22 protein-coding genes and 1 pseudogene are annotated in these 25,885 nt (G+C 57.0%); 16 read left to right on the top strand and 7 right to left on the bottom strand.

What is annotated here, in order from left to right:
• The first annotated feature begins 22 nt into the window (after nt 1-22).
• Nucleotides 23-565 (top strand): GNAT family N-acetyltransferase, encoded by a 543-nt coding sequence (locus tag PSAB_RS22815; protein ID WP_025336871.1) that lies wholly within the window; start codon nt 23-25, stop codon nt 563-565.
• 3 nt (nt 566-568) lie between these two features.
• Nucleotides 569-1,243, top strand: a complete 675-nt coding sequence (locus PSAB_RS22810; RefSeq protein ID WP_226991740.1) for an MOSC domain-containing protein — start codon at nt 569-571, stop codon at nt 1,241-1,243.
• A gap of 135 nt (nt 1,244-1,378) precedes the next feature.
• Here PSAB_RS22810 and PSAB_RS22805 read toward each other — a convergent pair whose 3' ends face one another.
• Together PSAB_RS22805 and PSAB_RS22800 are read right to left on the bottom strand one after the other, a co-directional pair.
• Nucleotides 1,379-1,927: a GNAT family N-acetyltransferase gene (locus PSAB_RS22805; protein ID WP_025336869.1), complete on the bottom strand. Its 549-nt coding sequence runs from the start codon at nt 1,925-1,927 to the stop codon at nt 1,379-1,381.
• Between the two features lie 45 nt (nt 1,928-1,972).
• On the bottom strand, nt 1,973-2,224 hold the full coding sequence (locus PSAB_RS22800) for a DUF2164 domain-containing protein (RefSeq protein ID WP_025336868.1): 252 nt from the start codon (nt 2,222-2,224) through the stop codon (nt 1,973-1,975).
• A gap of 178 nt (nt 2,225-2,402) precedes the next feature.
• On the opposite strand from PSAB_RS22800, the gene PSAB_RS22795 reads away from it, so the two are divergent.
• Together PSAB_RS22795 and PSAB_RS22790 are read left to right on the top strand one after the other, a co-directional pair.
• Complete coding sequence (locus PSAB_RS22795; protein WP_025336867.1) at nt 2,403-4,106, top strand: glutamine--tRNA ligase/YqeY domain fusion protein; 1,704 nt, start codon at nt 2,403-2,405, stop codon at nt 4,104-4,106.
• An 89-nt stretch (nt 4,107-4,195) separates the two neighbouring features.
• Complete coding sequence (locus tag PSAB_RS22790; RefSeq protein ID WP_038596244.1) at nt 4,196-4,660, top strand: SRPBCC family protein; 465 nt, start codon at nt 4,196-4,198, stop codon at nt 4,658-4,660.
• 6 nt (nt 4,661-4,666) lie between these two features.
• On the opposite strand, the gene PSAB_RS22785 is transcribed toward PSAB_RS22790, so the two are convergent.
• Nucleotides 4,667-5,890 (bottom strand): MFS transporter, encoded by a 1,224-nt coding sequence (locus PSAB_RS22785; RefSeq protein ID WP_025336865.1) that lies wholly within the window; start codon nt 5,888-5,890, stop codon nt 4,667-4,669.
• Between the two features lie 151 nt (nt 5,891-6,041).
• On the opposite strand from PSAB_RS22785, the gene mobA reads away from it, so the two are divergent.
• From mobA to PSAB_RS22765, 4 genes are all read left to right on the top strand, one after another.
• Nucleotides 6,042-6,683 carry a molybdenum cofactor guanylyltransferase gene (gene mobA, locus PSAB_RS22780; RefSeq protein ID WP_025336864.1) on the top strand — a complete coding sequence of 214 codons (642 nt, stop codon included), beginning with the start codon at nt 6,042-6,044 and terminating at the stop codon, nt 6,681-6,683.
• Nucleotides 6,684-6,746: 63 nt separating this feature from the next.
• A complete protein-coding gene (locus tag PSAB_RS22775) occupies nt 6,747-8,606 on the top strand; it encodes an ABC transporter ATP-binding protein (protein WP_025336863.1) in 1,860 nt (619 codons plus the stop codon).
• Nucleotides 8,536-9,210: a response regulator transcription factor gene (locus PSAB_RS22770; RefSeq protein WP_025336862.1), complete on the top strand. Its 675-nt coding sequence runs from the start codon at nt 8,536-8,538 to the stop codon at nt 9,208-9,210. The genes PSAB_RS22775 and PSAB_RS22770 overlap by 71 nt, the downstream gene beginning before the upstream one ends.
• A gap of 125 nt (nt 9,211-9,335) precedes the next feature.
• The gene (locus tag PSAB_RS22765; protein ID WP_025336861.1) at nt 9,336-10,400 is read left to right on the top strand and encodes a sensor histidine kinase; all 1,065 of its coding nucleotides are present in this window, start codon (nt 9,336-9,338) and stop codon (nt 10,398-10,400) included.
• A 248-nt stretch (nt 10,401-10,648) separates the two neighbouring features.
• Here PSAB_RS22765 and PSAB_RS22760 read toward each other — a convergent pair whose 3' ends face one another.
• Nucleotides 10,649-12,115 (bottom strand): aminotransferase-like domain-containing protein, encoded by a 1,467-nt coding sequence (locus PSAB_RS22760; protein ID WP_226991739.1) that lies wholly within the window; start codon nt 12,113-12,115, stop codon nt 10,649-10,651.
• A gap of 273 nt (nt 12,116-12,388) precedes the next feature.
• Here PSAB_RS22760 and PSAB_RS22755 point away from each other — a divergent pair, with 273 nt between their 5' ends.
• The gene (locus PSAB_RS22755) at nt 12,389-13,003 is read left to right on the top strand and encodes a LysE/ArgO family amino acid transporter (protein WP_338045090.1); all 615 of its coding nucleotides are present in this window, start codon (nt 12,389-12,391) and stop codon (nt 13,001-13,003) included.
• Here the strand turns inward: PSAB_RS22755 and moaA are convergent.
• A pseudogene (gene moaA, locus PSAB_RS22750) lies at nt 13,000-14,005 on the bottom strand (GTP 3',8-cyclase MoaA). The gene PSAB_RS22755 and the pseudogene moaA overlap by 4 nt on opposite strands.
• Nucleotides 14,006-14,411: 406 nt before the next feature.
• On the opposite strand from moaA, the gene PSAB_RS22745 reads away from it, so the two are divergent.
• On the top strand, nt 14,412-15,128 hold the full coding sequence (locus PSAB_RS22745) for a TorD/DmsD family molecular chaperone (RefSeq protein ID WP_025336858.1): 717 nt from the start codon (nt 14,412-14,414) through the stop codon (nt 15,126-15,128).
• Nucleotides 15,129-15,190: 62 nt separating this feature from the next.
• Here the strand turns inward: PSAB_RS22745 and PSAB_RS22740 are convergent, their stop codons facing one another.
• Nucleotides 15,191-15,715, bottom strand: a complete 525-nt coding sequence (locus tag PSAB_RS22740; protein ID WP_226991846.1) for a CDP-alcohol phosphatidyltransferase family protein — start codon at nt 15,713-15,715, stop codon at nt 15,191-15,193.
• Nucleotides 15,716-15,953: 238 nt separating this feature from the next.
• On the opposite strand from PSAB_RS22740, the gene PSAB_RS22735 reads away from it, so the two are divergent.
• Complete coding sequence (locus tag PSAB_RS22735) at nt 15,954-17,558, top strand: gluconokinase (RefSeq protein WP_051529809.1); 1,605 nt, start codon at nt 15,954-15,956, stop codon at nt 17,556-17,558.
• 235 nt (nt 17,559-17,793) lie between these two features.
• Nucleotides 17,794-19,302: a cardiolipin synthase gene (cls, locus tag PSAB_RS22730; RefSeq protein ID WP_025336855.1), complete on the top strand. Its 1,509-nt coding sequence runs from the start codon at nt 17,794-17,796 to the stop codon at nt 19,300-19,302.
• Between the two features lie 52 nt (nt 19,303-19,354).
• Here the strand turns inward: cls and PSAB_RS22725 are convergent, their stop codons facing one another.
• Nucleotides 19,355-20,893, bottom strand: coding sequence for a phospholipase D family protein (locus PSAB_RS22725; protein ID WP_025336854.1), 1,539 nt, complete (start codon nt 20,891-20,893; stop codon nt 19,355-19,357).
• Between the two features lie 255 nt (nt 20,894-21,148).
• On the opposite strand from PSAB_RS22725, the gene fni reads away from it, so the two are divergent.
• From fni to prfA, 4 genes are all read left to right on the top strand, one after another.
• Entirely contained in the window at nt 21,149-22,195 is a 1,047-nt protein-coding gene (gene fni / locus PSAB_RS22720; protein ID WP_226991738.1) for a type 2 isopentenyl-diphosphate Delta-isomerase, read from the top strand.
• Between the two features lie 28 nt (nt 22,196-22,223).
• Nucleotides 22,224-22,694 carry a GNAT family N-acetyltransferase gene (locus tag PSAB_RS22715; RefSeq protein WP_025336852.1) on the top strand — a complete coding sequence of 157 codons (471 nt, stop codon included), beginning with the start codon at nt 22,224-22,226 and terminating at the stop codon, nt 22,692-22,694.
• Nucleotides 22,695-23,393: 699 nt separating this feature from the next.
• Nucleotides 23,394-24,494 carry a redox-regulated ATPase YchF gene (ychF, locus tag PSAB_RS22710; RefSeq protein ID WP_025336851.1) on the top strand — a complete coding sequence of 367 codons (1,101 nt, stop codon included), beginning with the start codon at nt 23,394-23,396 and terminating at the stop codon, nt 24,492-24,494.
• Nucleotides 24,495-24,817: 323 nt separating this feature from the next.
• Nucleotides 24,818-25,885, top strand: coding sequence for a peptide chain release factor 1 (gene prfA, locus PSAB_RS22705; protein ID WP_025336850.1), 1,068 nt, complete (start codon nt 24,818-24,820; stop codon nt 25,883-25,885).

Raw genomic sequence — 25,885 nt, 5'->3', positions numbered from 1 at the left:
TACTTGCAAGGGGGATATGAATATGCTTCACATAGACAAATGTACGCTGTCGATCCGGCTGTCCGAGCTTCGTGACGTCCGCGAGCTGATTATGCTGGATCATCTGATATGGACCGAGGATACGGCCCCGGCGGCGTTGTCGTGGCGGTCGAGCGAGGACTTTTTGCTGCATGCCCCTCCGGGCTCCCAGCTTGTTGCGTTGATAGAGGACGAGCTGTGCGGCTATGTCGGCTTCGGCTGCCCGACCGGAATGAAGAGCAACCGGCATGTCTATGAGATACATATTGCCGTCCATCCCGACCGGCAGCGCGCGGGAATCGGCCGGGACCTGATGGAAGCCGTCAAGGAGCTGGCTGCCGAGCGCGGCATCCGCAAGCTTCGGCTCCGTGTGCTTTCAAGCAATCTTTCGGCTATGTCGTTTTACCGGAAATGCGGATTCCTGGAAGAAGGGCGTCTTCGCGAGGAGTTTTATCTCGGGGGCCGGTATGTGGACGAGATATTTATGAGCTGTATCCTCCCGCAGGCATCGAACAGACAAGAGGATGAACGGGTCAAAGAAGAGTAGACCATGACAGATAATAGCGAACAGAAAGCGGGGTTGGTCATGAACATTATCTCATTGAACGTGGGAATGCCGGTAACGACTCATTATAAAGGCAAGCCGCTGGAGACGGGCATTTACAAATTTCCTGCGGTGGGTCCTGTACGTCTCTCGGCGGACGGGCTGGCCGGGGACGGACAAGCCGATCTGGTCAATCACGGAGGGCCGGACAAGGCCGTCTGCGTGTATCCGTCGGAGCATTATGCCTACTGGGAAGAGTGGCTGGGCAAGAAGCTGGACTGCGCCGCCTTCGGAGAAAATCTGACGACCGCCGGGCTGCTTGAGACGGAAGTCTGCATCGGCGACATTTATGAGATTGGGAACGCGCTCGTACAGGTGAGCCAGCCCCGCTATCCCTGCTTTAAGCTCTCGCAAAAGCACGGTCCGGCGGATATGCCCGCGCAGGTGCTGAAGACGGGCTTCAGCGGCTTCTATTTCCGGGTGCTGCGCGAAGGGGAGCTTACCCCCGGCTCGGCGATCGTGAAGGTCTCCTCCGGGGACGGTGGAGTCCCGGTGTTGCGCGTGCTCCAGATGATGGCGTCCGGGCGCGGGGACAAGCGCGGTCTGGAAGAGCTGGTCCGGCTGGAAGCTCTGGCGTCCGGTATCCGGTCGCGGTTCCAGGGATGGCTGGACGAGGAGTAAGAGGGGGCCTTTAGGGGCCCTCTGTTTTTTTGGCAGCGTATAAAATAACGCGTATCTACCGCAGGGTGACGCGCCCCTCCAGTTAAAAGGCTTGGCTGTCTATCAAGCTTCCTTTCCGGCCCGCCCTGCCTTTCATTACCGGAGCAGCTTCCACTCGCTCCGCAGCATGCCGTACACGGCATGGTTAACATAGCCGTACGGGAGCTTCTCGGCTTCCCGGATCACGCCCTCCAGCACGAAGCCGAGCCGCTTAGGAATGGCGCGGCTGGAGGCATTGCCCGTGGCGCAGCGGATCTCTACCCGGTTCAGATCCATTTCCAGCAGGGCATGGTCGATGAACACCCGGCAGGCACTGGTCATGTAGCCGTTGCCTTCAAAGCTCTCCCCCAGCCAATAGCCAATGCCGACGGACCGGTTGTGCCAGTCGATTTCATGGAAGCCGATGATGCCGGCCATCTGGCCGCTCACCCACAGGCCTGCGGTAAAGCCGCCGTTGTCGCTGCCTTGCCGGATGGCGGTTTTGATAAAGGCCGTCATATGCGACACGTCCGTCACGCTGTCCACCCAGGGGAGCCATTTGCGCAGCCGTTCCCTTGATTGATCCACAAGCGTAAACAAGGCCCTGGCCTGCTCCACCGCCAGAGGCTTCAGGACCAGCTCATCATCGATTACAAAATGGAACAAGCTGCCGCCTCCTTCAGTTCGATCGCAAGTCTAAAGCGGTGCCGCCTATTTTCGGGATACTCTCCATTCCAGCGCATAGATATCCTCTTCCAGCCCTTGCATCCGCTGCGCCGTCAGTGTGCGGCAGTCGCTCAGCGCCTGGTTGTAGACGGCCGGTCCCAGCTCATTCATAAAAAAGTCCAGCAGGCTGTCCGCCGCAAGGCGCCCGATGCTCTCTCCCCGTTCCAGCTCGAAATAGGACTGGATATGATCAAGCATCGCTTCCCGCTGCTCTTTTGGCAATTTAATCGGTTTCATTGGCTCGCCTCCTCTTGAAACTCATGCTACTCCATGACCCGGCGGGAAGTCAAAGGGAACCGGCACCTTGGCAGCGTATGCCATTTTATTGAACAATCCCGGCTTAACGGGTATATTAATAGGAAACCTGTTTATACAAGAACAAGGGCAAGAATTCACGAACGAAAGGTTGATTGCTGTGGAGAACCGGGGCACACCCTCCAATTTCATTAAAAATGTCATTACCGAAGATCTCCGCTCTGGCAAAGTAAACGAAATCGTCACCCGGTTCCCTCCGGAACCGAACGGTTATCTGCATATCGGGCACGCCAAGGCGATCTGGATCAATTTCACGCTGGCAGGCGAGTTCGGCGGCAAGACAAACCTGCGGTTTGACGATACGAATCCGCTCAAGGAAGATACGGAGTATGTGAAATCGATCGAGGAAGATGTAAAATGGCTCGGTTACACATGGGAGAACCTGCGCTTCGCCTCGGACTATTTTGAAGAAATGTACGAGCGGGCAGAGCTATTGATTCATAAGGGCAAGGCTTATGTGGACGACCTCAGCGCGGACGAAATTCGCGAGCTTCGCGGCACGCTGACCGAACCGGGCAAGAACAGCCCTTACCGCGACCGCAGCGTAGAAGAGAGTCTCGATCTGTTCCGCCGCATGCGCGCGGGCGAGTTCAAGGACGGCGAGAAGGTGCTTCGCGCCAAGATCGACATGGCTTCGCCGAACATCAACCTGCGCGATCCGGTCATTTACCGGATTGCCCATGCGCATCATCACAATACGGGCGACAAGTGGTGCATCTACCCGATGTACGCCTACGCACACCCGCTTGAAGACGCCATCGAAGGCGTGACGCATTCCCTCTGTTCCCTGGAGTTCGAGGATCAGCGTCCTTTCTACGACTGGGTCATCGCCGAGTGCGAGATGCCGGCCGCGCCGCATCAATACGAATTCGGCCGCCTGAATCTGGAGCAGACCGTAACGAGCAAGCGGAAGCTGAAGCTGCTCGTCGACGAAGGGCATGTCGACGGCTGGGACGACCCGCGTATGCCGACGATTTCCGGGCTTCGCCGCCGCGGCTACACGCCGGAGGCCATCCGCAGCTTCGTCTACGAGACAGGCATTTCCAAGAGCCAGGGACTCGTCGATCTGCAAATGCTGGAGCATTTTATCCGCGAGGATCTGAAGCTGAAGGCGCCCCGCACGATGGCGGTGCTCCGCCCGCTGAAGGTGGTCATTACGAACTATCCCGAGGGACAGGTTGAATGGCTGGAAGCGGAGAATAACAGCGAGAACGAGGAAATGGGCACCCGGCAAATTCCGTTCTCCCGCGAGATTTACATTGAGCGCGACGATTTCATGGAGAATCCGCCGAGTAAATATTTCCGGCTGTTCCCGGGCAATGAAGTGCGCCTGAAGCATGCCTATTTCATCAAGTGCAATGAAGTGATCAAAGATGAGAACGGCGAAGTGACCGAGCTGCACTGTACCTACGATCCGGAGACGAAGAGTGGAAGCGGGTTTACCGGCCGAAAGGTCAAAGGGACGCTGCACTGGGTGGAAGCAAGCCACGCCGCTCAGGCGGAATTCCGCCTGTACGAGCCGCTGATTCTCGCCGAAGAACCGGAAAGTGAAGGGGAAGCCGGGGAGCTGGAAGGCGCGGACAAGCCCGCCCGATCGTTCCTGGATCAGCTGAACCCGAAATCGCTGGAAATTCTGCAAGGGTTCGTAGAGCCTGAACTCAAGGACAGCAAGCCGCAGGACAAGTTCCAGTTCTTCCGCCATGGTTACTTTAACGTGGACAGCCGGTACTCGGAGCCCGGCAAGCCGGTCTTCAACCTGATCGTTTCGCTCAAAAGCTCCTATCAGCCGCCCAAACAGGGCTAAGCTGAAATCATAAGACAAGCAGAAGAAACGGCTGCCGCCCGAAAGCGTAACAGCCGTTTTTTTGCACCTCCAAAGAGCGGTGCCGTTAAATGAAAACAGAAAGGAATGAAGGCTCGATGGCTTTTTCGTTGAAAGTGGAGCGGCAGATGAAGGCTTTGCCGGAAGTTCTGTATGAGGCGTGGACCCGGAAGTTCGACCGCTGGTTTGCGGAGCCGGGATCGGTCATTATGGAGGGGGAGGTCAATACCGTCTTCTTTTTTGAAACGGTCTCCCGCACCGCACAGGACAGCACCATACGGCGGCATCCCCATTACGGCCGGTTTCTCCGGCTTGAACAAGACCGCCTGGTTGAAATGACATGGGTTACGGGAGAAGGAGGTACGAAGGGAGCCGAGACGGTGGTTACGATTGAGCTGGCTCCCCGGCAAGACGGCACGCTGCTAAGCCTTACGCATTCGGGATTCCCCGACGAGGATTCCAGAGATGCGCATGAACAGGCTTGGCCTTTCGTATTGGAGCAGCTCGACAAACAAATGGCCGGAGAGACTTCATAAAGCGGGCTAAACCCCGTCTTCTTCATGTGCATCCTCGGTCACCTGGTGAGGGCGGTAATGATTCCTTCGGACAAACACCCACATGCCTGCGTACCCAACCGCCCCGATCAGCGCAAGAAAGACACAGAATTCGTACATGCTCTGGGCGCCGAGATACTGGAACAGCCATCCGCCGAGGATGCCGCCCATCATTCCCGAAATTCCGCTCCAGGACAGCGTATAAAGAGCTTGTGCCGAAGAGCGGTACGGCCGGGGGATGAGCAGCATCGTCAGCTCGGTGCCGACATAAAAGAAGCCGCCGAACGTTATTGAATGCAAAATTTGAATGAACGCCACCTCAAGCGGCGTCGTTGACTGCGCCATCAGCCACCACCGCAGCGCGAACAAGAGGCTGACCAGCGCCAGCCAGCCGATGAGTACGGAGATTTTGCGCCGCAGGTAGCGGTCGCAGAGCATGAAGACGCCTACTTCAACGATGGAGGAAAGGAACACTGCAAGCCCGACCATCGTCTTGGAGCCCCCCATATCGTTGATATACAGCGACATGAACGTATTATTCACCGTGTTGGGGATCGATACCAGAATGCCGAAAAAGATAAAGAACAAAAAGTAAGGATTCTTAAACAGCACATGAAAGCCTCGAAGCGGCATCGGCGCAATCCCGATGGAGTGGCGCAGCTTGGGCAGAGTCGCGAGCGAGACGATGGACAAGCCAAGCAGGACCGCGAACAGGTAGGACAGCACGGAGACGCCGCCGTAATCCACGATAGGGCCAGCGGCTATTGCCGTCAGCGCCCAGCCAAGGGAGCCCCACAGGCGGAAGGAGCCAAAGCGCTGTTTCGACCCGTAAATATAGCTCAAGATCAGGGTGTTGCTCTGCGCAAACAACGGAGTCTGGCAGAAAAAGAACAGGATGATCGCCGCATAGATCGTTTCATATGTATTGGCCTGAAAAATGAGCTGGGAGAACAGAAGCGTCCCCGCCAGCATCAGCAGGACGATAACCCGGATATTCGGATAACGTCCGGCCCATAGCCCCCAGAACGGGTTGGCGAAGATCGAGACGAAGGGGCCGATCGACATCAGCACACCGATTTCCAGCTTGTTCATCCCTACATCCTGTAAATAAAGCTGAAAAAAGCTCGTAAACAAAACCATGGTTCCGTAAACGAAAAAGTTAAACCATTTTAAAGATGTGAAGGTATATGGTTTTTCACTATTATCCTGCAAGTTGGATGCTCTCCTCCCGCAAATGCTGTGCATGTTGAATCAGAGCCGCCATAGCCGCTAATATCACTGTAACATTAGTTGAAAAGGGATACAAACCAGCTTTTTCTGCTTTTTCCAAATGCACAGCTTTTCTAGGAGGGGATTACCTTTTATGAAAAATAATTTTGGCGAAGGAGGTCAGATGAAGATGAAAATTGCCGGTATCCTCATCGCCGGAGGCCGTTCCAGACGGATGGGCGCCGACAAAGCGCTGCTTAAGTACGGCGGTATCCCGGCCATTGCCCGTGTGGCCGCCGCCCTCGGGGAAGTCGCGGACCCGGTGACGGTCGCCTGCGGAGAGAAGGAGCGGGAGGACTTCCGTTTCCTGAAGCTTTCGCAGGCTGCCGACCTCTTTCCCGGCTGCGGCCCGCTGGCAGGGATTCATGCTGGCATGAGCGCGGCGCCTTCGGATTGGTATTTTGCCGCCCCCTGCGATTTGCCGTTTGTTTCGGCGGCGTTTATGCGGTACATCCTGGACGCTTGGGAGCGGAGCGGCGGGCGGGCTGCGGTCGTACCGGTCTCGCGTTCGGGCAAAGTCCAGCCGCTGCTGGGGCTCTACCATAAGGATACCCTTGCGAAGCTGGAAATCGCCTTGTCCGAGGGGAAATTGAAGGTGATGGATTGGCTGGCTGGCCTCGATGTGCTGTATGTGCCGGAAGAAGGTTTTACGGGACACTTGGAAGGAGCCCCTTCCCCGCTGCTCAATGTGAACACTCCGGAGGAGTACCGGGCCGCCGCGGAGTGGCGAGTTTAACTGGAGTTTAACTTCCGGGCGTATTTTGTCATTATAATCCAGACAAGAAGGGAAGGACCTTTAATGACGAACGCAACGAAGATGAAGGGAAAGAACCTTCGTTCATTTCTCCAATTGCTCAAAGAAACGAAACCGCCTTATGCCCTGCTGGCCCTGGCCATTACGCTAAGCGTCATTTCCACGCTGGTATCCCTCGTCATTCCGATGTTCACCAAAGGGCTGGTTGACGGCTTCTCGCTGTCTTCCATAAGCCGTCTTCAGATCGCCGGAATCGCCGGCGCTTTCGTTGCCCAGACCATTGCCGCGGGCGTATCCGTCTATCTGCTGAACTATGCAGGCCAGAAAATGGTTGCCAGCCTGAGGGAGCGCCTGTGGCGCAAACTGCTGCTGCTGCCGGTTTCCTATTATAACGACATCCGGACGGGCGAAAACGTCAGCCGCATGACAAGCGACACAGGCATTATCAAGACGCTGGTAGCGGAGAATGTCTCGAGCCTGTTCACAGGCATCATTTCCATTGCAGGTTCGATCTCGGTGCTCTTTTATCTGAATTGGAAAATGACGCTGGTTCTGTTCACTGTGCTGCCTCTTTCGGCGCTCGTTCTTGTTCCGCTCGGCCGGATGATGTACAAGATTTCCAAGGGCATGCAGGATGAGACAGCTTCCTTTACGGCGGTGCTCAGCGGCGTGCTGTCGGAAATCCGGCTCGTCAAAGCGTCCGGAGCGGAACGCCGGGAATACGAATCCGGCAAGAAAGTCATTCTGAACCTGCTCTCCTACGGCATACGCGAAGGCAAGGCCAGCGCCTGGATCACCCCGCTTGTCTCGCTCATATTTATGATGCTGCTGGTGGTCATTATCGGCTACGGCGGGCTGCAGGTGTCGAGCGGAGCGCTGACGGCGGGAGAGCTGGTCGCTTTTATCCTTTATCTGATCCAGATCATTATGCCGCTGACCCAGTTGACGACCTTCTTCACCCAAATTCAGAAGTCCATGGGCGCTTCGGAGAGGCTGATGGAGATGCTGATGCATGAAGAAGAGAAGTACGAAGGGGAAGAGATGGCTGACGGCGGAAGCCTGCCGATTATGCTGGACAATGTCACCTTCGGGTACAAAAAAGGAGAGTCCGTGCTGAGCAAAGTCAGCTGCTCTATTGCGCCGGGCGAGGTGACGGCGATTGTCGGTCCAAGCGGCGGCGGCAAGACGACGCTGTTCTCCCTGCTTGAACGCTTCTATGAGCCGCAGGATGGCGTGATCCGGCTGGGAGGCAAGCCGATTTCCGATTTCTCGCTGTCCTCCTGGCGCGGAGGAATCGGCTACGTCTCCCAGGAAAGCCCGCTGCTGGCCGGAACGATTGCGGACAATCTCCGCTACGGGCTGGACCGGGAGGTTGATTTGGCGGAAATGCAGCAGGCGGCGGCGATGGCGTATGCGGATAGATTCATCGACGAGCTGCCGGATGGTTACGACACCGAAGTCGGCGAGCGCGGCGTGAAGCTGTCCGGCGGACAGCGGCAGCGGATTGCGATTGCCCGGGCGCTTCTGAGAGATCCGAAAATCCTGATGCTGGACGAAGCGACTTCAAGCCTTGACAGCAAGTCCGAAGCCGTCGTGCAGAAGGCGCTGTCCAATCTGATGAAAGGCCGGACGACCATCGTTATCGCGCATCGGCTGTCCACGGTGGTGAACGCGGATCAGATTCTTTTTATGGAAAAGGGCGAGATTACCGGCAGGGGAAGACACGAAGAACTGCTGCGGGAGCATAGCCTCTACCGCGAATTTGCGCAGCAGCAGCTGCAAACGACAGATAAGGAAGCGCGGGAACACGGCGAAGAGGAGGAGAGTGCCGGACATGGCAAAAATACTGGTGGTGGACGACGATCCGCACATCCGCGAGTTGGTAGCCGTATTTTTGAAAGCTGAAGGCATGGAAGTGTATGAGGCTTCCGATGGGAAAGAAGCGCTGGAGTTTCTTGGGGATCATACCGCCGACATGGTAATTCTCGATATCATGATGCCGAACATGGACGGCTGGCAGCTCTGCCGCGAACTGCGAAAGGATTACGACTTTCCGCTGCTCATGCTCACGGCCAAAGGTGAAACCTCGCAGATTGTAAAGGGCTTTGAGCTGGGAACCGATGATTATCTCGTCAAACCGTTTGAGCCGCCCGTGTTGACCGCCCGCGTAAAGGCGCTGCTGAAACGGTATCAGATTTCAGCTGCCCAAAGCGTAACCGTCGGCAGGCTGAAAATGAACCGGAAAACGTATGAAATCCATTCGGATGATGGCGTTCTGACGCTGCCCCTTAAAGAGTACGAGCTGCTGTTCAGGCTGGCGAGCTACCCCGGACAGACCCTGCCGCGCGAGCGGCTGATCGAGGAGATCTGGGGCTATGACTACGAAGGCAATGAACGCACGCTGGATGTGCATATCAACCGGCTGCGTGAACGCTTCCCGAGCGAGCGGTACGGATTCGCCATCCGCACCGTGCGTGGTCTCGGCTACCGGCTGGAGGGTGCGGAATGATGGGGCGGCGGGACTTGTCAAGGAAACGTCCCGGGAGATTGCGCTCAGAGGGGCACCCCGGGCAAACATTCCGTACCCGCCGCACGCGCCGTGAGCGGTCCCGGCATTCGGCCGGAGGACGCGGGATGAACCGGCTGAGGCGGGCACTTCGGGGACTGCTCGGAATGCTGGCTGGCTTTTCGTCCCTCATCATCTCGTGGACGGCTTCCTATTTTATCTTGAGAGTGCTGTTCGAAAAGTTTGGTAGCCCGTCATCGGCCTATGTTTCGCAGCTGCTGGGCATGCTGCTCGGATTTCTTATTCTGTTCTTCATTGGCGGTTTGATCTCCCTGATTACGTACGGGAAGCAGAACAAATTTTATAGCCCGATTCTGAATGCCGTCCGGCGGATATCCAAGGGGGATTTTACCGCCCAGGTGGAAGATGTCGAACGCTACGGCCGAATGGGCGAGCTCGTGGAAGGAATCAATGAAATGGCCAGCGAGCTAAGCCGGATGGAGACGATGCGGCAGGACTTCATCTCGAATGTGTCGCATGAAATCCAGTCGCCGCTCACTTCCATCCGCGGCTTCGCCCGTGCACTGCGCAACGACGGAATCAGCCGGGAGACCCGGGAACATTATCTGGACATCATCGAGGCGGAGAGCGCCCGGCTCTCGGGCTTAAGTGACAGTCTGCTCAAGCTGTCGGTGCTGGAGTCGGGGAACTTTCCGTTTGAAGCGAAGCCTTTCCGCCTGGATAGACAGCTTCGAAATATCATCCTGGCCTGCGAGCCGCAGTGGATGGGGAGAGGGATCGAAGTGGAAGCGGAGCTTCCTGAAACGACGGTGACGGCCGTGGAAGATCTGCTGATCCAGGTCTGGACCAATCTGCTGCATAACAGCATCAAGTTTACTCCGGCGGGCGGGACGATCACCATTGCAGCGCGTCCTCTAAATGGGGGAGCCGAGGTCATAATCTCCGATACCGGTACGGGTATTGAAGGGGAAGACTTGCCCCGCATTTTCGAACGGTTCTACAAGGCGGACAAGGCGAGAAGCGCGGGCGCCGGGGGCAGCGGGCTGGGGCTGTCGCTCGTTAAAAAGATTGTCGACCTGCACCAGGGGGAGGTCCGCGCGGAGAGTCGCGTCGGCGAAGGGACTGCGTTCGTCGTGACGCTGCCCGCCCCGCCGGAAAAGCAGACGACATAGCGCGCATAAGGTTGTGCTGGTAACGGCGCAAAACATTGGACGGCTTGTGGCCTGTCCGGATGGCAAGCACGTCGAATCAGGTCGGGAGGTTCCGGGAGCCAGCGACCCGGCCACCCGGATTGGCAGCCCCCAGCCGCCGGATTACACAGGCCTGTTGCACCGAATGGCACAGGTCCTGCCGTCCAACCGGGATGCACAAGCCCAAGTTGCCGGGATTGCGTTCGGCACTTCCTTCGCCCTTCCGCCTGTCAGGAAAGCCCGCCCATCCGGCGGATCAGCTCCGCCAGCTTGGCGATCCCCCGTTCCAGTTCGGACGGGGACGCATACGCGTAGGACAGGCGGAGATGCCTTGCATCGGACCGGTCGTACAGATCGCCGGTATTCAGCAGCAGGCCTTCCGCAAGCGCTGCGCGGAACAGCCTAGGTAGCGGCACCGGCCGGTTCAGCCGCAGCCATACATAGAAGCCGCCCGCAGGCTTGCTCCAGACTGCAAGCCCCTCACAATGCCGCTCCAGCAGCTCCAGCATCAGATCGCGCCGCCGGCGCAGCGCAAGGCGCAGGGCGCTGCAATGCCGCTCGTGGCAGCCGTCCTCCAGCCACTTGGCCGCCGCCAGCTGCGAGAGGGAGCTGGCCCCGTAGTCGGTCTGCATTTTGATATCGGCCAGCCGCCGGATCACCTGCTCGGGACCGGCAACCCACCCGATACGCAGGCCGGGACTCGCCGATTTGGATAGGGTGCCAAGGTGCAAAACACTGCCGCTTTGGTCCATAGCCTTGAGCGGCGGAGGAGGGGGCGCATCCAGCCACAGGTCCTGGTAAGCTCCGTCTTCAAGGATCGGCAATCCCAGCGCCGCCGTCTTCTCCATCAGCTCCCGCCTCCGCTCCGCATCCATGAGGATGCCTGTCGGGTTATGGAAGGCGGGGATCGTGTACAGCAGCGCCGCCTTGGTTCGAACGGCGGCGTTCTCCAGCCCTTCCGCCATCAGGCCCTGCCCGTCCATGGGCAGGCCGCACAGCTTGACTCCCGCCGACTGGAAAGAATGAATTGAGTACATATAGGAGGGCTTCTCCAGCAGAACGGTCGATCCCTTGGGCAGAAGGCCCAGGGAAATCAGCTGAAAGCCTTGAAGCGCCCCGGAAAGAATCAGAATCGAGGAGGGGTCGGCCTGTATCCCGCTTCGGCCCAGCTCCGCGCTGAGCGCCCGCCGAAGCCGCAGGCTGCCGAGCGGCTCCTCGTACGCCAGCGGCAGCTCACCGCGCGCCAGTTCGGCCAGAATGTCGCGCATCTGTTCTCCCGGCAGCAGCTCGGGGGCGGGCTCTCCGGTCCCGAGCCGAACCAGCTCCGGCTGAAATTCCAGTCGGTTGATCGCCTGAACGGCCGGAAGATTGGGATAGTGGATGCCTTCCTCCACATAATCGTTCCAGCTTCCCGCCGTTCCCCGGTTTGCTTTCGCCGCCGCTACCCGAGTGCCTCCTCCGTGTCTTCCTTCGATGAGCCCGAGCTCGGTTAGCTGGCCGAGCGCCGCAACAATCGTGCTCCGGTTGACGCCAAGCTGCCGGGCCAGCTCGCGCTGCGGCGGGAGCTTCATCCCTGCAGGCCAGTCGCCGCCGGTGATCTTGGCGCGGAAATGTCCGGCGATTTGCGCGTAGAGCGGCAGCGGCGATAACGGGTCGGGACGCCAGTCCACCATAGCCATGCCGGCGCTGTGCCGCATGGGAATCCCTCCTTTTTGCTAAAAAGTCTTGGGCCTGCTTACTTCATTAAGAAACGGTTGCCTTCCTTCTGAAGGGAGGTGCAGCCGTTTCTTTTTCGTGCGGTCTATGGATTTCAGTATAGCATGCGAAGGGGAGACGTTTCCTTTGGTTGGGCTTTCCGCCACGCTTTTGGATGGTCCCGGAAGCGCGAAATGGCTGTACGATCATAAAGGACAAAAAAAAGCCGCGGCGCTTATGGCCGCGGCGCAAACAGCCGGGAGGGATAACACTTGGTGGACGTTATTATTCATGGGGTTATTTTGGCCGTTGGCCTTATTCTGCCGCTTGGGGCGCAGAATATTTTTGTATTCAACCAGGGCGCGCTGCAGGCCCGATATATTGGTGCTCTGCCCGTTGTGGTCACGGCGGCGCTGTGCGACACACTGCTGATCTTCGCAGCCGTAGGGGGAGTATCCCTGGCGGTGCTGTCGCTCCATTGGCTCACCCCTTTCATTTACGGGGCGGGGGCCGTCTTTTTGGTCATAATGGGCCAGAAAATTCTGCGGGAGAGGCACGCGGGCGAACAGGCAGCCGTTCTTCCGGTGAGGGAACAGGTAGGCTATGCGCTGTCGGTGTCGCTGCTGAACCCGCATGCACTGATGGACACAGTGGGCGTAATCGGAACAAGCTCCCTGCAGTATGGAGCCGCCGACCGCTGGACGTTCGCCGCCGCGGCCGCCGGGGTATCGTGGCTGTGGTTCATGGGCCTGTCCGCCGGCGGCAGGGCGCTCGGCAAGGCCGATCCTTCCGGACGGCTGGTGCGGCTGCTGAACATATTTTCGGCACTGCTCCTCTGGGGAATGGCAGGCTATATGGTCTGGCAGCTGTGGGCCGCGCTTACGGTTTAACCGCCGATTTGCGACATGCGGCGGGTCGTAGGCGTGTGGCTCTGGGCTTTTTTTCTCAAGCGCCAGCGCCATTTCGTGGGTTTTGGGCTTGTTCCCCAGCGCCTTGCGGAATAACGCGCGCACCGCTTCCGGGTCTCCCGCCAGCGGACGCACGTTATATTCGTCGGACCAATACAGACAAGCCTTGATGTGCCCGTCGGCCGTAAGGCGCAGCCGGTTGCAGTTATCGCAAAAATGCTCGCTAACCGGATGAATCAGACCGAATGTGCCTTTGGCGCCGATGACGCGTCTGTCCTGGGACGGGCCGTTCCCGGCGGGCGGTTGCGCTTCCTCGGTTTCCCATCCGGCCTCGCGGCAGGCTTCGAGCACTCTTTCCAGCGGCAGATAGGTCTGCCGCCAGGCGTCAGTTGCGCTGCCGATCGGCATATATTCGATAAACCGCACATTCAGCGGACTATTCCGGGTAAGAGCGATAAAATCCTTGATCTCGTCGTCGTTGATGCCTTTCATAAGGACGACGTTCAGCTTGATGGGCGAGAGTCCCGCCGCCTCGGCCGCCTCGATCCCCTTCAGCACCTTGGCGACTTCTCCGCCGCGTGTAATCATGGAGAACCGGTCCTGCCGCAAGGAATCTATGCTGATGTTCACCCTCGACAAGCCGGCGGCTTTCAGCGCGGCCGCTTTGGCGGGCAGCAGCAGGCCGTTGGTGGTGAGCGACAGATCCTCGATGCCCGGAATGGAGGACAGCATGGCGACCAGGCGCTCCAGATCCTTGCGGACCAGCGGCTCGCCGCCGGTAAGGCGCACCTTGCGCAGCCCGGCGGGGGCCAGTGCCTTCACGACGGAGGCGATTTCCTCATAGCTCATGATCTCGTCATGTGGCTGAAATACCATGCCTTCCGCGGGCATGCAATAGATACAGCGCAGATTGCAGCGGTCCGTAACCGAAATACGCATATAATCATGAACGCGCCCAAAAGGGTCGGTCAGCAGTTCCATTATGAGTTGTCCCCTTTCGTTGCACGGTGATTTTATTTCAAATTTTAAAGAATGATAACAGTGACGTCAATCTTGGACTTTTGACGATTCTCTATATATTATCACGACTATCCCAAGTCCAGCCAAGCTGGGAATTTAAATTTGACAGTAATGCGACAAATGAAGGGAATCCGCCATAAATTGCTCACGAAAAGCGTTTTCATTTTGGGCTATAATGAAACCATCAAACCGTGATAACTTTTAATTATCGGAAGAACGTAGTAAAATGTGGTAGGTTCGCGGCACAGCCCGTACGATTTTCCCGGGGGTGCACGCTCTATTCACAAAGCAGAGAAAGACAACGATGAGTCCGTAAGGAGCAGCCTCCGGGCTGTACGGTACGGATCAACCTTACAAGGGGGATTTACTAATGCATATGACCGTTCCTTCCCTGGAAGTTTCGGAAGCCTTCAAACGTTGGCTGGGAAGCAGGGGATTCATATACCAGCTGTTTACTGATTTTTTCGGAAGAAAACCGACCCTGTCGCTAATCGCGCAGTGGGGCCGGAATCGCCAAATCGGCGCTGCGGCCGAGATGTCCGAAGGGGGGCGCGAGCTGAAGCGCTATTTGTGCGGCCAGAAGCCGGAGGATCTTCTTCAGGTCTGCGAGGCGGAAGCTGCGGAATACGACCGGCTGATGCGCGACGAAGCCGTGGCCGGCTTTAAGCCAAGAGAAGCGGCCCTTCTCGGAGAAGCGGAGGAGTTCTGCAACGTGCTTTCCGACGTGTATGCTTCCGCAGGCATCGTGTTCAAAAAATGCGGCGACGAGGCCGATGATCACATTGCTATCGAGCTGGAGTTCATGGCCGTGCAGCACGAGCGGATGCTGTTCAACAGTTTTTCCGCCAAGAGTGCTATGGAGCTGCTGGACATCCAGGAGCAATTTTTGCGGGAGCATCTGCTGCTCTGGATTCCGGAATTCTGCGAAAGACTGGAGGCGGCGACGAACAGTCCGCTGTATCTGGGATTGTCCCGGATGCTGAAGGAGTTTCTGCCCTACGACCTTCATATGCTGCAGTCCTGGAGAGCTTCGCTGGAGAGCGCCCCTGCTGTGGTTCAGCACCGCCCCTCAGTCGCGGTTGTTTAAGAACAAGATGCCCGGAAATCCGGGCGTTTTTTTTTGTTTTCCCCCGAGTTATAGTAGTGAGGTCATTTCGTGAATAGGCTCTTTCGGTTTCCTTCCAGCTTGTCTGATGTCAGGTGAATGATTAATTCCTCGATGGCCGATAGGCTGGCTGCAGCACACAGGATACTCATCAGCACCGCTGAATGAATATAGGGGAGCGGGAAGGGGAACAGAAACAGCAGCATGCCGGTGATTTTATTCCCGTAGGTGTGGAGGATGGCGAAGGTGTTATATTTTTTCAGCGTAACGGCCATCGAAACCAATCGGATTAGTCCAATGCAGACCACCCAAACGATAATTTCGGCCGGAGGATCGATGAGGGGATACAGCCTGATGAATAATACGCCTGTCATGATGAGGTCGGCCAGGGAATCAAGCTTTTCGCCAAGTCTGCTCGTTGTCCCTGTCTTTCGGGCAATCCATCCGTCTACCATATCGCTCAGACCGCAAACCGCATAGATGACGTAAAAGGCTGCGCTCAGCGGCTTAACTGCAAGCAAACTCAAAACCAAAATCATTCGGCTGCACGATATCCCATTTGGAATCATTTTCATCACGCCACCCCGTTCAGGTTAGGATAGGCCATCCTATATTTCAGAGCCGATAACACCTAGCTGCTGTAGGAACAAGTTTCTCAGATTCATCCGATGTTAAAAATGATCTTTCTCTCAAGCCTTTGACCGCGGTCATCCTTACGGATTTTGCTGTTTTGAGTGGCCCGGAGCTATACGGGAATCCTCGGGAGAAGGTGTATAATAGACTCATGTAACTGGGAGGAGGATGGACATGGGGCTATTCGTCGGGCTGGATATCGGCACTACAAGCGCGAAGGTGTTTCTGTTCGAAAGACACGGCAAAATCCGCGGGCAGGGCAAGGCGGCCTACACGCTTCTTGTTCCCGAGCCGGGAAGGGCGGAGCAGCGCCCTCAGGAGATTATGGATGCCGTTGCCCTGGCGTTCCGCCGGGCAATGACGAGCGGCGGGGTCAGGCCGGAGGACATCGAGGCTGTGGGGGTCAGCGCGGCCATGCACAGTCTGATGGCGGTGGACAAGGACGGCATGCCGCTGACGCCGCTGCTCACCTGGGCGGATAACCGCAGCGTCACCCAGTTGGCCGAATTGAAGCGCAGCGGAGCGGCTTCAGAATTGTATGCGCTGACAGGCACCCCGGCCCATCCCATGTCGCCGCTCGGCAAGCTGCTGTGGTGGAAGGAGAACATGCCGGAGCTGTTCGAAACGGCGGCAAGATTCATCTCCATCAAAGAGTACCTTTTGTACCGATGTTTTGGCGTGTACGCGCTTGATGTGTCGACGGCGGCGGCCACCGGGCTGCTCGACATCTCCGGGCGGGGCTGGTCTGATGAAGCGCTGGAGCTGGCCGGAATCGGAAAAGAGCGCCTCGGCGAGCTTGTGCCGGTCACCGAGGTGCTGCGGGGAATGAAGCCCGAGATGGCGGCGGCCTTCGGCTTGTCGCCCGGCACAAAGTGGGTAGTCGGAGCAAGCGACGGCGCACTCGCGAACATCGGCTCCGGCGCGGCCAGTCCCGGAAGCACCGCCGTTACAATCGACGGGGGCGGCGCGGTCCGGCGGTTCGTGACCCGGCCGATGACAGACCCGGAGGGCCGGATGTTCTGCTACCCGTTCAGCGAAGACCGCTGGCTGATCGGCGGCCCTACCAGCAGCGGCGGTGTCGCCCTGCGCTGGTTCAATGAGCAGTTCATGGGCGGCGCCCAGCCCGGCCCTTCGCTAAGGGATGCCGTCCGGGCGCATCCGGAGAGAAGGCAGCGGCGGGGAAGACATCATGCCGCTATCGATCCGGGGCAGCCCGGCTTTCTCTCGCTCGACGAGTTGATTGACCTGGCGATGACGGTGCCGCCCGGCGCAGGCGGCGTGCTGTTCCTTCCTTACCTGAGCGGAGAACGCGCTCCCTACTGGAACCCGGATGCCCGCGGCGTATTTGCCGGCGCGGGCCTGCACCACGGCCGGCAGCACTTCGTCCGGGCCGTGCTGGAAGGGGTGCTGTTCGCAGTGAACGATGTGACGGAGACGCTCAGCGGGCTGGCCAGTCCGCCGGAGCGGATGCTCGCTTCGGGCGGGTTCGCCTCGTCCGCGGCCTGGACGGGGCTGCTCTCCGATATTACGGGCCTGCGGATCGATGTCCCTGGCTGCTTTGAAGCCTCCGCTTTTGGCGCGGCGCTTCTGGCGATGATAGCGACGGGAGCACTGGATTCGCTGGATGAAGCCGACGACCGCGTCGGCATCCTGCGGAGCCACGCTCCAAGCGATGCGAACCGCGCCGTCTATGAGAAGCTGTACCCGCTGTTCAAGGACGTTTACCGGCGTCTGGAGCCGGTGTTTCCGGAGCTTGTGTCCATGCAGGGCAAGGTTTAGCGTTTGAAATAAAGAAGCCATCCAACACTGGGCCAGTGTCGGGTGGCTTCTTGCTCTTTTTCCGAAATGGCGAGCGAGTCCGGCGCTTTCTTCAATCCTACGGCAGATTACAGGTTACAGTTTTGTCGTAATCTCCCTTTTGGAGAGGATAGTTGTAGGAAGAAAGTCATCTTTCATGTAAAATGTAGGATGGTATTCTATAGCTGTTATGATTAATTGTAGAGGTAAGGTGCCGATGAGAAGAGGAATACAGTCAACGATCATCATAGGAGCTTTGCTCGCCTTTTACTATTTTGGCTTCGGCATTTTCGGAAGCACCGGCGGGACGATTATCAGTATTTTTTCCACGTTGACGGTCGTATCGATCGGACTCGCCATTTTTATGGAGAACCGCAACCCGTCGTCGACGATGGCGTGGATTCTTCTGCTTGCGCTCATTCCGGTCGTAGGGCTCGTGTTCTATTTTCTGTTCGGGCAAAATGTCTTCAAACGCCGCAAATACGACAAAAAAGCCCAGCACGACCTGATGGCCTATGAGCGGATTGAGAACGACGCCCTGCGCCTGCATCAGGATTGGTCGATGTTCAATTCCACTCAGCGCAAGCTGCTGGGCCTGTCCCAGCGTCTGGCGCGTTCACCCATCTCATTCTCTTCGGAGACGCGGGTGCTGACCAATGGCGAGGAGACGTTCGGAACGCTCCTGATGGAGCTGCGCCAGGCGAAGCACCATATCCATATGGAGTATTATATTTTCCGCGCTGATGAAATCGGGACAAGAATTCAGCAGATCCTGATTGAAAAAGCCCGCGCCGGCGTCAAGGTCCGCTTCATGTATGACGCCGTGGGCAGCATACAGCTGTCTCAGAGCTTCCTGAAGGCGATGAGCGACGCGGGGGTGAAGGTTGCGGCGTACGGCAGGTCCAAGAGCTTTTTCTCCAGCCGGGTCAACTACCGGAATCACCGCAAAATCGTGGTCATCGACGGCGATGTCGGCTTTATGGGCGGGCTTAATGTTGGGGATGAGTATTTGAGCCGCAGCAAAACGTATGGCTTCTGGCGCGACACGCATATGCTGGTGCGGGGTGAAGCGGTGCGGACGATGCAGATTATTTTTCTGCTGGACTGGATGCATACGACCGGCGAGCGGATTCTGGAGCAAGACTATTTATCGCCGCAGCTTCGCTATACGGGGGATGGCGGCGCGGTCCAGATTATCGCAAGCGGCCCGGATAACGAGAGGCGGACCCTCAAAAATATTTTCTTCTCGATGATCACCTCGGCCAAGAAGTCGGTGTGGATTGCGACGCCGTATTTTATCCCTGACGAGGACATATACACGGCGCTGGAGGTGGCTGCTCTATCGGGATTGGATGTACGCCTGCTATTCCCGGCCAAGCCTGACAAGTGGCTGCCGTTTCTCGCATCCCATTCCTATTTCCCGGCTTTGCTGGAAGCTGGCGTCAAAATTTTCGAGTATGAAAAAGGGTTTATTCATTCCAAGCTGCTTATTATAGACGGCGAAATCGCCACCATCGGCACCGCTAATATGGACATGCGCAGCTTCCATCTGAACTTCGAGGTCAATGCGCTGCTGCTGCAGACCGATAGCGTCAAGCGCATCGTCGCCGACTTTGAACGGGATTTGCTGTCCACCTCGCAGATTATCCACGAGAAATTTATGGAAAAGCGTCTGCTGGAGCGTCTGCTGGAGTCGGCGGCTAGGCTGCTGTCGCCGCTGCTGTAAAGCGCGGCATATCATTTTTCCGTTGACGAGCAGCGCCGTGACCGCTAAATAGTCAGTACGTCGTCAAGCCCAATACGTTCTGAATGCGCATGATAGCGTATTTCAGCCAGGTGAGTTTACCCTGGTAGCTTGCCGGGTGACTGTACTCGGCTCCTTGATTGTTCCACAGACGATTGAAATAGGCGTCAAGCTGGCGATAAATCGGCTGATCGCGGTCAAAAGCGGCCCAAAGATCATTCTCAAGATTATAATCGGCCAGATTGCGGGGCGTAAAATTGGCGGAGCCCCCCATTGCAATCGATCTGCCGCCTGGTTTATCCACAAAGAGCAGTTTGGTATGGTACTGTTCTTTGGTCGTGTTATACCAGCGGATGGATATTTTGCCGCCCGACCGGCGGTTCAGCTCCAGAGCAACGGGGCGGTTCGGAATGCCAATTTTGCTGCGGCCAAAAGCGTTCTCGTTCGGGTCAAGCAGAAGCCGCACGGTCACGCCGCGTTTCGAGGCTCCTACCAATTCGTTGATGATGGCCTCGTCGGCGAGATAGAACATGCCCATCCAGACCGTATCTCCCTCCAACGCCTCGCGGATAGCCTGGAGCGCATATTTGTATATTTTCCCCTCCGTTAGATACCGGATGTCCACCGGACCATCGCCGTCAGCCGGAGACTGCGGAAAGGAGGGCGGCGCCTTCAGCAGCGGACCCGCTCCCGATAAATCGGCTGCGGCCTGCTCCGTCCGCACAATATCCGCGATGATAGGTCCCTGCACCTCAAACGCGATATTGGAATTATAGGCGCTTGCGTCGTGCACATTGGCGGAAGTGATCAGCGCGGTCCGCTCGCTGACGATGACTTTTCGATGATTGGCCTTGACGTTCAGCAGCTTGAGATAGGACCTTACGGTAATGTCAGGTCCGCCGCTCGCCATCAGATTGGGAACCCAGCCCTCACCGGATTGCCCGAACCACTGGATGAATGTGCGCCACACGGCGGAGTAGGCGGGGGTCGAATCCCTCAAAGGATCGACATTGGTAACGATGACATTGATGCCCGCCTGCTTCATCTGTTCGAGCAGGGCATTGGGGGCGGAGCCGTAATTCGTATTCACTTCGTCTGTAATGAACGCGATGTCCATACTGGGGTATTTCGTTTTGTGGGCAATCAGCTTATCGGCGAGGGTACGGCTTACCGGAGGAAACTGCTGTCCTTTATGCGTATAATTGTTGAACAGGAACATATCGACAATCAGGAACTGTCTGGATTCGTCGACGATTTGCAGCATTCGCGGTAAAATGCCGCTCTCCTGCCTGCCTTTCGCACTGCCATCGGGATAAGTCAGATCATACAATAAGGTTAAATTCTTCACACGGTACACCGGGCTTTCGAACGACAAGCCGGGAGGCAGCGGCTTGTGTGTATGATAAATTATGACGCCGATCAGCCAGAGAAGAAGAAAGGAAATAGCTGCCAATGGCCATTTCAGAGGACGTCTGAAGAAATGTCCGGAACGGTTCCGTTCGGGAGCGTCATGCGGCAAGGCTGCGGGCGGACTATTGTTTATCGGATGCATACTATTGCGTCTTGGATTCATCGAAGGTTCCTCCTGTAAAAATGTGCAGCGCTTATCCGTTTCGTCCTGCTATTTATTATTACCGCCAGGAGGAAACCGGTGAAGCAGCAAGGCCGGCATCTGGAACTGCCGCTTCTGCCGCCAGCCACCCGATCATCCTCTAAAAATCACTGATCCGGGCGAAGTTGCGGATGATGCAGTCATTTCACATATATGGTTGTGCTATACTATGACAGCAGGAACAAAAAATTGATGAAAGGCCAAGAGCCGATTAATATGAACAATGAACATATACCGGAAGGAACAACCGGAGGGCGCAAGATTGAGCATGTACGCCTTTGCCTGAACGAAGACGTTGCGGGGCAGGGCATTACCACCGGCTTCGAGCATTACCGGTTCCGGCACAACGCGCTGCCGGAGCTGGATTTTGACGATATTACGCTAAGCACCTCATTTCTCGGCCGGAGTCTGCGCACGCCGCTGCTGATCAGCTCGATGACCGGCGGCAGCGCCGCGACCGGCGGGATCAATGCGCGGCTGGCCGAGGCCGCCCAGGAACGCGGCTGGGCGCTGGGCGTCGGCTCCGTCCGGGCGGCGGTGGAGCGGCCGGAGCTTGCGGCTACGTTCCGGGTGCGGGACCGGGCGCCGGATGTTCCAGTCATCGCGAACCTCGGAGCGGTGCAGCTCTCTTACGGCTTCGGCGTGGATGACTGCCGCCGGGCAGTGGAAATCGCCGGGGCCGACTGGCTGGTGCTGCATTTAAACGGCCTCCAGGAGGTGTTCCAGCCGGAAGGCAATACCGGCTTCGGCTCGCTGCTGCCGAAGGTTGAACGTTTATGCCGCAGCCTGGACGTCCCGGTCGGCATCAAGGAGGTCGGCTGGGGCATCGACGGCGAGACGGCGGTCAGGCTCTACAGCGCCGGCGCCGCCTTCATTGACGTGGCGGGGGCCGGAGGAACGTCCTGGAGCCAGGTCGAGAAATTCCGCAGCGCCGATCCGGTGAAACGCCGCGCAGCCGAAGCGTTCGCGGACTGGGGCATTCCGACCGCCGACTGCATAGAAGGCGTGCGTGCCGCGTCGCCGGAGGGCGCGCTGATCGGCAGCGGAGGCCTCCGCAGCGGCGTCGACGCCGCCAAGGCGCTGGCGCTCGGCGCGAACTTGGCCGGGTTCGGCCGGAATCTGCTCGGCCCGGCAGTAGAATCGGCGGAGGCGCTGGAAGCTGCGCTTGCGCAGACCGAGCTTGAGCTGCGGACGGCGATGTTCGGCATCGGCGTTTCCTCCGTGGCGGAACTGCGCGGAACGCCGCGGCTAGTGCGCATTTAAATACCGAAATAAGGAAGGTCTAATCATAATGATCAAACTGGTTCAAATGGACGAAGCGACGTTTCAATTTTTCATGAGTCAATCGACCAGCGACTTTGCCGAGGAGAAGGTGAAATCGGGAGCCTGGGAACCGGATAACGCGATGAAGCAGTCCAAGGAGGCGATGACGCGCTTTTTGCCCCGCGGGCTGCATACCGAAGGCGCTTATCTGTACTCTGTGGTGGAAGAAGAGGGCGATACTCATGTCGGGTATATTTGGTTCAACGTGACTGAGGGCCGGCTCGGCCGGGAAGCTTTTATCTATGACATCTATATTTATGAGCCTTTCCAGGGCAAGGGCTATGGCAAGCAGGCTATGCAGGCGCTCGACGAAGAGGCCCGGAAGATGAATGTCCGCAAAATCGGGCTGCATGTGTTCGGCCAGAACCAGCGCGCATTCGAGCTTTACAAAAAAATGGGCTACGGCGTAACCGACATTACAATGTCCAAAGAGCTGTAATGTGCAATGCGCCCGCATCTGGGCGGGTTTAGCCCAGCAGGGTTAGCTGTGGAGGACCTCCGGGGAAGGGGGTCCTTTTTTAACAGCCATGCTTGACAAGGATTAGCGGCATATCGCGGGATCTCTCAGCACTCGACAGGATGGATATGGCAGTATGTACCTGTAATTGCAGAACCTGGGCCTGCTATCATCGCCCGGTGCATTGCTTTCCCGTATGGCACAGGAAGTATTCGGGAAGTTTATAATCGGCGTCCTCTCTGCAAGGACATTTTAGTGGGGATGTCTTTCAAAAGGTGGACATTGGCACAAGGGTATTCCTTCGGAAGTGTTGTTCAATATATGGACATTGGTAGGTTCATTCACTCTATATATAGACAAAAATCTACTCGAAAGCCGCAACTTCGTGTACATGCCGGTTTTGCGGGAGTGTCCACGCTTTGAAAGACATTTTTAAGGATTTTGTATCTGTGAACAGGACAGATCACTCTGTACCAGGCGCCAGCCGGGCCGGAAACATGACATTTAAGCCGATGGCCTAAGCAGAACGGGGAACGAGAGGTCATTTTTATTCGGAAGCGCCTCGGTTCTCTTTAAAAGGGCTCAGCCCGCCGGTATTGCTGGAGAATTTGTTCTAATATATAATAGTTTAGATCGCAAGGCGTTTTGGTCAATTAACGAAAAATGGGAGTTGTCATATACATGGCTTTGAAAGCGGGTATCGTAGGTCTGCCCAACGTGGGCAAATCGACGCTGTTTAATGCAATTACGCAGGCGGGCGCGGAGTCCGCGAACTATCCTTTCTGTACGATCGACCCGAACGTCGGTGTCGTGGAAGTGCCGGATGAGCGTCTTGATAAACTGACGGAGCTGGTTGTTCCGAACAAAACGGTGCCGACCGCATTTGAGTTCGTCGATATTGCCGGACTGGTGCGCGGAGCGAGCAAGGGCGAGGGGCTTGGCAACAAGTTCCTGGCGCATATCCGTGAGGTGGACGCCATCGTTCATGTTGTGCGCTGCTTCGAGGACGAGAACATCACCCACGTTGACGGCAAGGTGAATCCGGTCAGCGATATCCAGACGATTAACCTGGAGCTGATTCTGGCCGACGTGGAGAGCGTGGAGAAGCGGATCGACCGTTCCCGCAAGAACATGAAGGGCGGCAACAAGCAGTACGCCCAGGAAGTGGAAGTGCTGGAGCGCGTCAAAGAAGCGCTGTACAACGATATGCCTGCCCGCAGCGTGGAGCTGACCGATGAAGAGCAGCTGATCGTGCGTGATCTTCATCTGCTGACGCTGAAGCCGGTGCTGTACGCGGCCAATGTCGGCGAGGACGAGGTATCCACGGCGGAGGAGAATCCGTACGTGAAGCAGGTGCGCGAGTTCGCCGCTGCCGAGAATGCGGAAGTGGTGCCGATCAGCGCGAAGGTGGAAGCGGAAATCGCCGAGCTGGAAGGCGAAGATAAGGCGATGTTCCTCGAAGAGCTCGGTCTTCAGGAGTCCGGTCTGAACCGTCTGATCAAAGCCGCCTACAAGCTGCTTGGTCTGTACACGTACTTTACGGCCGGAGTGCAGGAAGTCCGCGCATGGACGATCCGCAAGGGAACCAAGGCGCCAGGAGCGGCCGGGGTGATTCACTCCGACTTCGAGCGCGGCTTTATCCGCGCGGAAGTGGTGGCTTATGACGATCTGGTCTCCGCCGGTTCCATGAACGGAGCCAAAGAGCGCGGCCAGCTGCGTCTGGAAGGCAAGGAATATGTGGTGCAGGACGGAGACGTTATGCATTTCCGGTTTAACGTATAAAGCTTGCCTGATTATACAGTTTGCCTTTGGCGGGCGGGAAACCTTCGCAGTAGAGCGGGGCTGTCTGCCAGCGGTACCGAACGAAGGCCATTTCGCGGCGGTGTTATCATCTTGCGCGGGATGGTCTTTTTTCTTGCATATGACTTTGCGTCGGAATTTGGGTTGCCAGATAACATCATGTAGCCAAATCGGCAGTTTCGTGATATAATATAAAGTCGTGTATACCCTTTTGGATATAAGGTATAGACGTTTTTTTTACCATGATACGTTAAAATGCGATAAATCTTAAATTTGTTAACCTTAATTAGGAGAGGTGAATTCCCTTGTTGGACCGATTGCAATCTCTGGCGGACCGCTATGAGAAACTCAGTGAACTGCTTTGCGATCCGGATGTTGCAAGCGACAGTAAGAAACTGAGGGACTATTCCAAAGAACAATCCGATCTGCAGCCCGCCTATGAGGCTTATACCGAATATAGAAATGTCATGGAAGAGCTTGATGCCGCCAAAGCGATGCTTGGCGAGAAGCTTGACGACGAAATGCGCGATATGGTGAAGATGGAAATCGAGGAATTGTCGAAGCGCCAGATCGAATTGGAGGAGAAAATCCGCATCCTGCTGCTGCCGAAGGACCCGAACGACGACAAGAACGTTATTGTTGAAATCCGGGGAGCGGCCGGCGGGGATGAGGCGGCTTTGTTCGCTTCCGATCTGTACCGGATGTACACCCGTTTTGCCGATACCCAGGGCTGGCGCGTGGAACTGATGGACGCCAATACGAACGATTTGGGCGGCTTTAAAGAAGTTATCTTTATGATTAACGGCCGGGGCGCATACAGCAAAATGAAGTATGAGAGCGGCGCGCACCGCGTGCAGCGCATCCCGGCGACGGAATCCGGCGGACGGATTCACACCTCCACCTCCACTGTGGCGGTAATGCCTGAAGCTGAAGAAATCGACATCGAAATTCTTGACAAGGATATCCGTGTGGATACGTTCTGTTCCAGCGGCGCGGGCGGCCAGTCGGTCAACACGACCAAATCCGCCGTGCGCGTAACGCATATTCCTACAGGAATCGTGGCGACCTGTCAGGACGGCAAGTCGCAGAACTCCAACAAGGAGAAGGCTCTTCAAGTGCTGCGCGCCCGCATTTCCGACATGATGCGCCAGGAAGAAGAAGCCAAATACGCCGGCGAACGCAAGAGCAAGGTCGGTACGGGAGACCGCAGTGAACGTATCCGGACCTATAACTTCCCGCAGAGCCGGGTGACGGATCACCGGATCGGCCTGACACTGCACCGCCTGGATTCGGTGATGAACGGTGAGATTGAAGATATTATTTCGGCGCTCTCCATTGCGGAACAGGCCGAACTGATGGAAAAAGGAGAATAA

Source organism: Paenibacillus sabinae T27, assembly GCF_000612505.1.
Taxonomy (GTDB): Bacteria; Bacillota; Bacilli; order Paenibacillales; family Paenibacillaceae; genus Paenibacillus_AQ; species Paenibacillus_AQ sabinae.
The sequence above is the reverse complement of the archived record's forward strand: the minus strand, read 5'-3'. Positions and strand labels throughout refer to the sequence as shown.

Excerpts from the sequence above, each read along its gene's own strand:
- PSAB_RS22715 (WP_025336852.1), top strand. The coding sequence starts at position 22,224 with ATGATCAAACTGGTTCAAATGGACGAAGCGACGTTTCAATTTTTCATG.
- PSAB_RS22735 (WP_051529809.1), top strand. The coding sequence starts at position 15,954 with ATGGGGCTATTCGTCGGGCTGGATATCGGCACTACAAGCGCGAAGGTG.
- ychF (WP_025336851.1), top strand. The coding sequence starts at position 23,394 with ATGGCTTTGAAAGCGGGTATCGTAGGTCTGCCCAACGTGGGCAAATCG.
- PSAB_RS22765 (WP_025336861.1), top strand. The coding sequence starts at position 9,336 with ATGAACCGGCTGAGGCGGGCACTTCGGGGACTGCTCGGAATGCTGGCT.
- fni (WP_226991738.1), top strand. The coding sequence starts at position 21,149 with ATGAACAATGAACATATACCGGAAGGAACAACCGGAGGGCGCAAGATT.
- PSAB_RS22770 (WP_025336862.1), top strand. The coding sequence starts at position 8,536 with ATGGCAAAAATACTGGTGGTGGACGACGATCCGCACATCCGCGAGTTG.
- PSAB_RS22740 (WP_226991846.1), bottom strand. The coding sequence starts at position 15,715 with ATGATTCCAAATGGGATATCGTGCAGCCGAATGATTTTGGTTTTGAGT.
- PSAB_RS22810 (WP_226991740.1), top strand. The coding sequence starts at position 569 with ATGACAGATAATAGCGAACAGAAAGCGGGGTTGGTCATGAACATTATC.
- cls (WP_025336855.1), top strand. The coding sequence starts at position 17,794 with ATGAGAAGAGGAATACAGTCAACGATCATCATAGGAGCTTTGCTCGCC.
- PSAB_RS22725 (WP_025336854.1), bottom strand. The coding sequence starts at position 20,893 with ATGAATCCAAGACGCAATAGTATGCATCCGATAAACAATAGTCCGCCC.
- PSAB_RS22760 (WP_226991739.1), bottom strand. The coding sequence starts at position 12,115 with ATGCGGCACAGCGCCGGCATGGCTATGGTGGACTGGCGTCCCGACCCG.
- PSAB_RS22775 (WP_025336863.1), top strand. The coding sequence starts at position 6,747 with ATGACGAACGCAACGAAGATGAAGGGAAAGAACCTTCGTTCATTTCTC.
- PSAB_RS22815 (WP_025336871.1), top strand. The coding sequence starts at position 23 with ATGCTTCACATAGACAAATGTACGCTGTCGATCCGGCTGTCCGAGCTT.
- mobA (WP_025336864.1), top strand. The coding sequence starts at position 6,042 with ATGAAAAATAATTTTGGCGAAGGAGGTCAGATGAAGATGAAAATTGCC.
- PSAB_RS22800 (WP_025336868.1), bottom strand. The coding sequence starts at position 2,224 with ATGAAACCGATTAAATTGCCAAAAGAGCAGCGGGAAGCGATGCTTGAT.
- PSAB_RS22745 (WP_025336858.1), top strand. The coding sequence starts at position 14,412 with ATGCATATGACCGTTCCTTCCCTGGAAGTTTCGGAAGCCTTCAAACGT.
- PSAB_RS22790 (WP_038596244.1), top strand. The coding sequence starts at position 4,196 with ATGAAAACAGAAAGGAATGAAGGCTCGATGGCTTTTTCGTTGAAAGTG.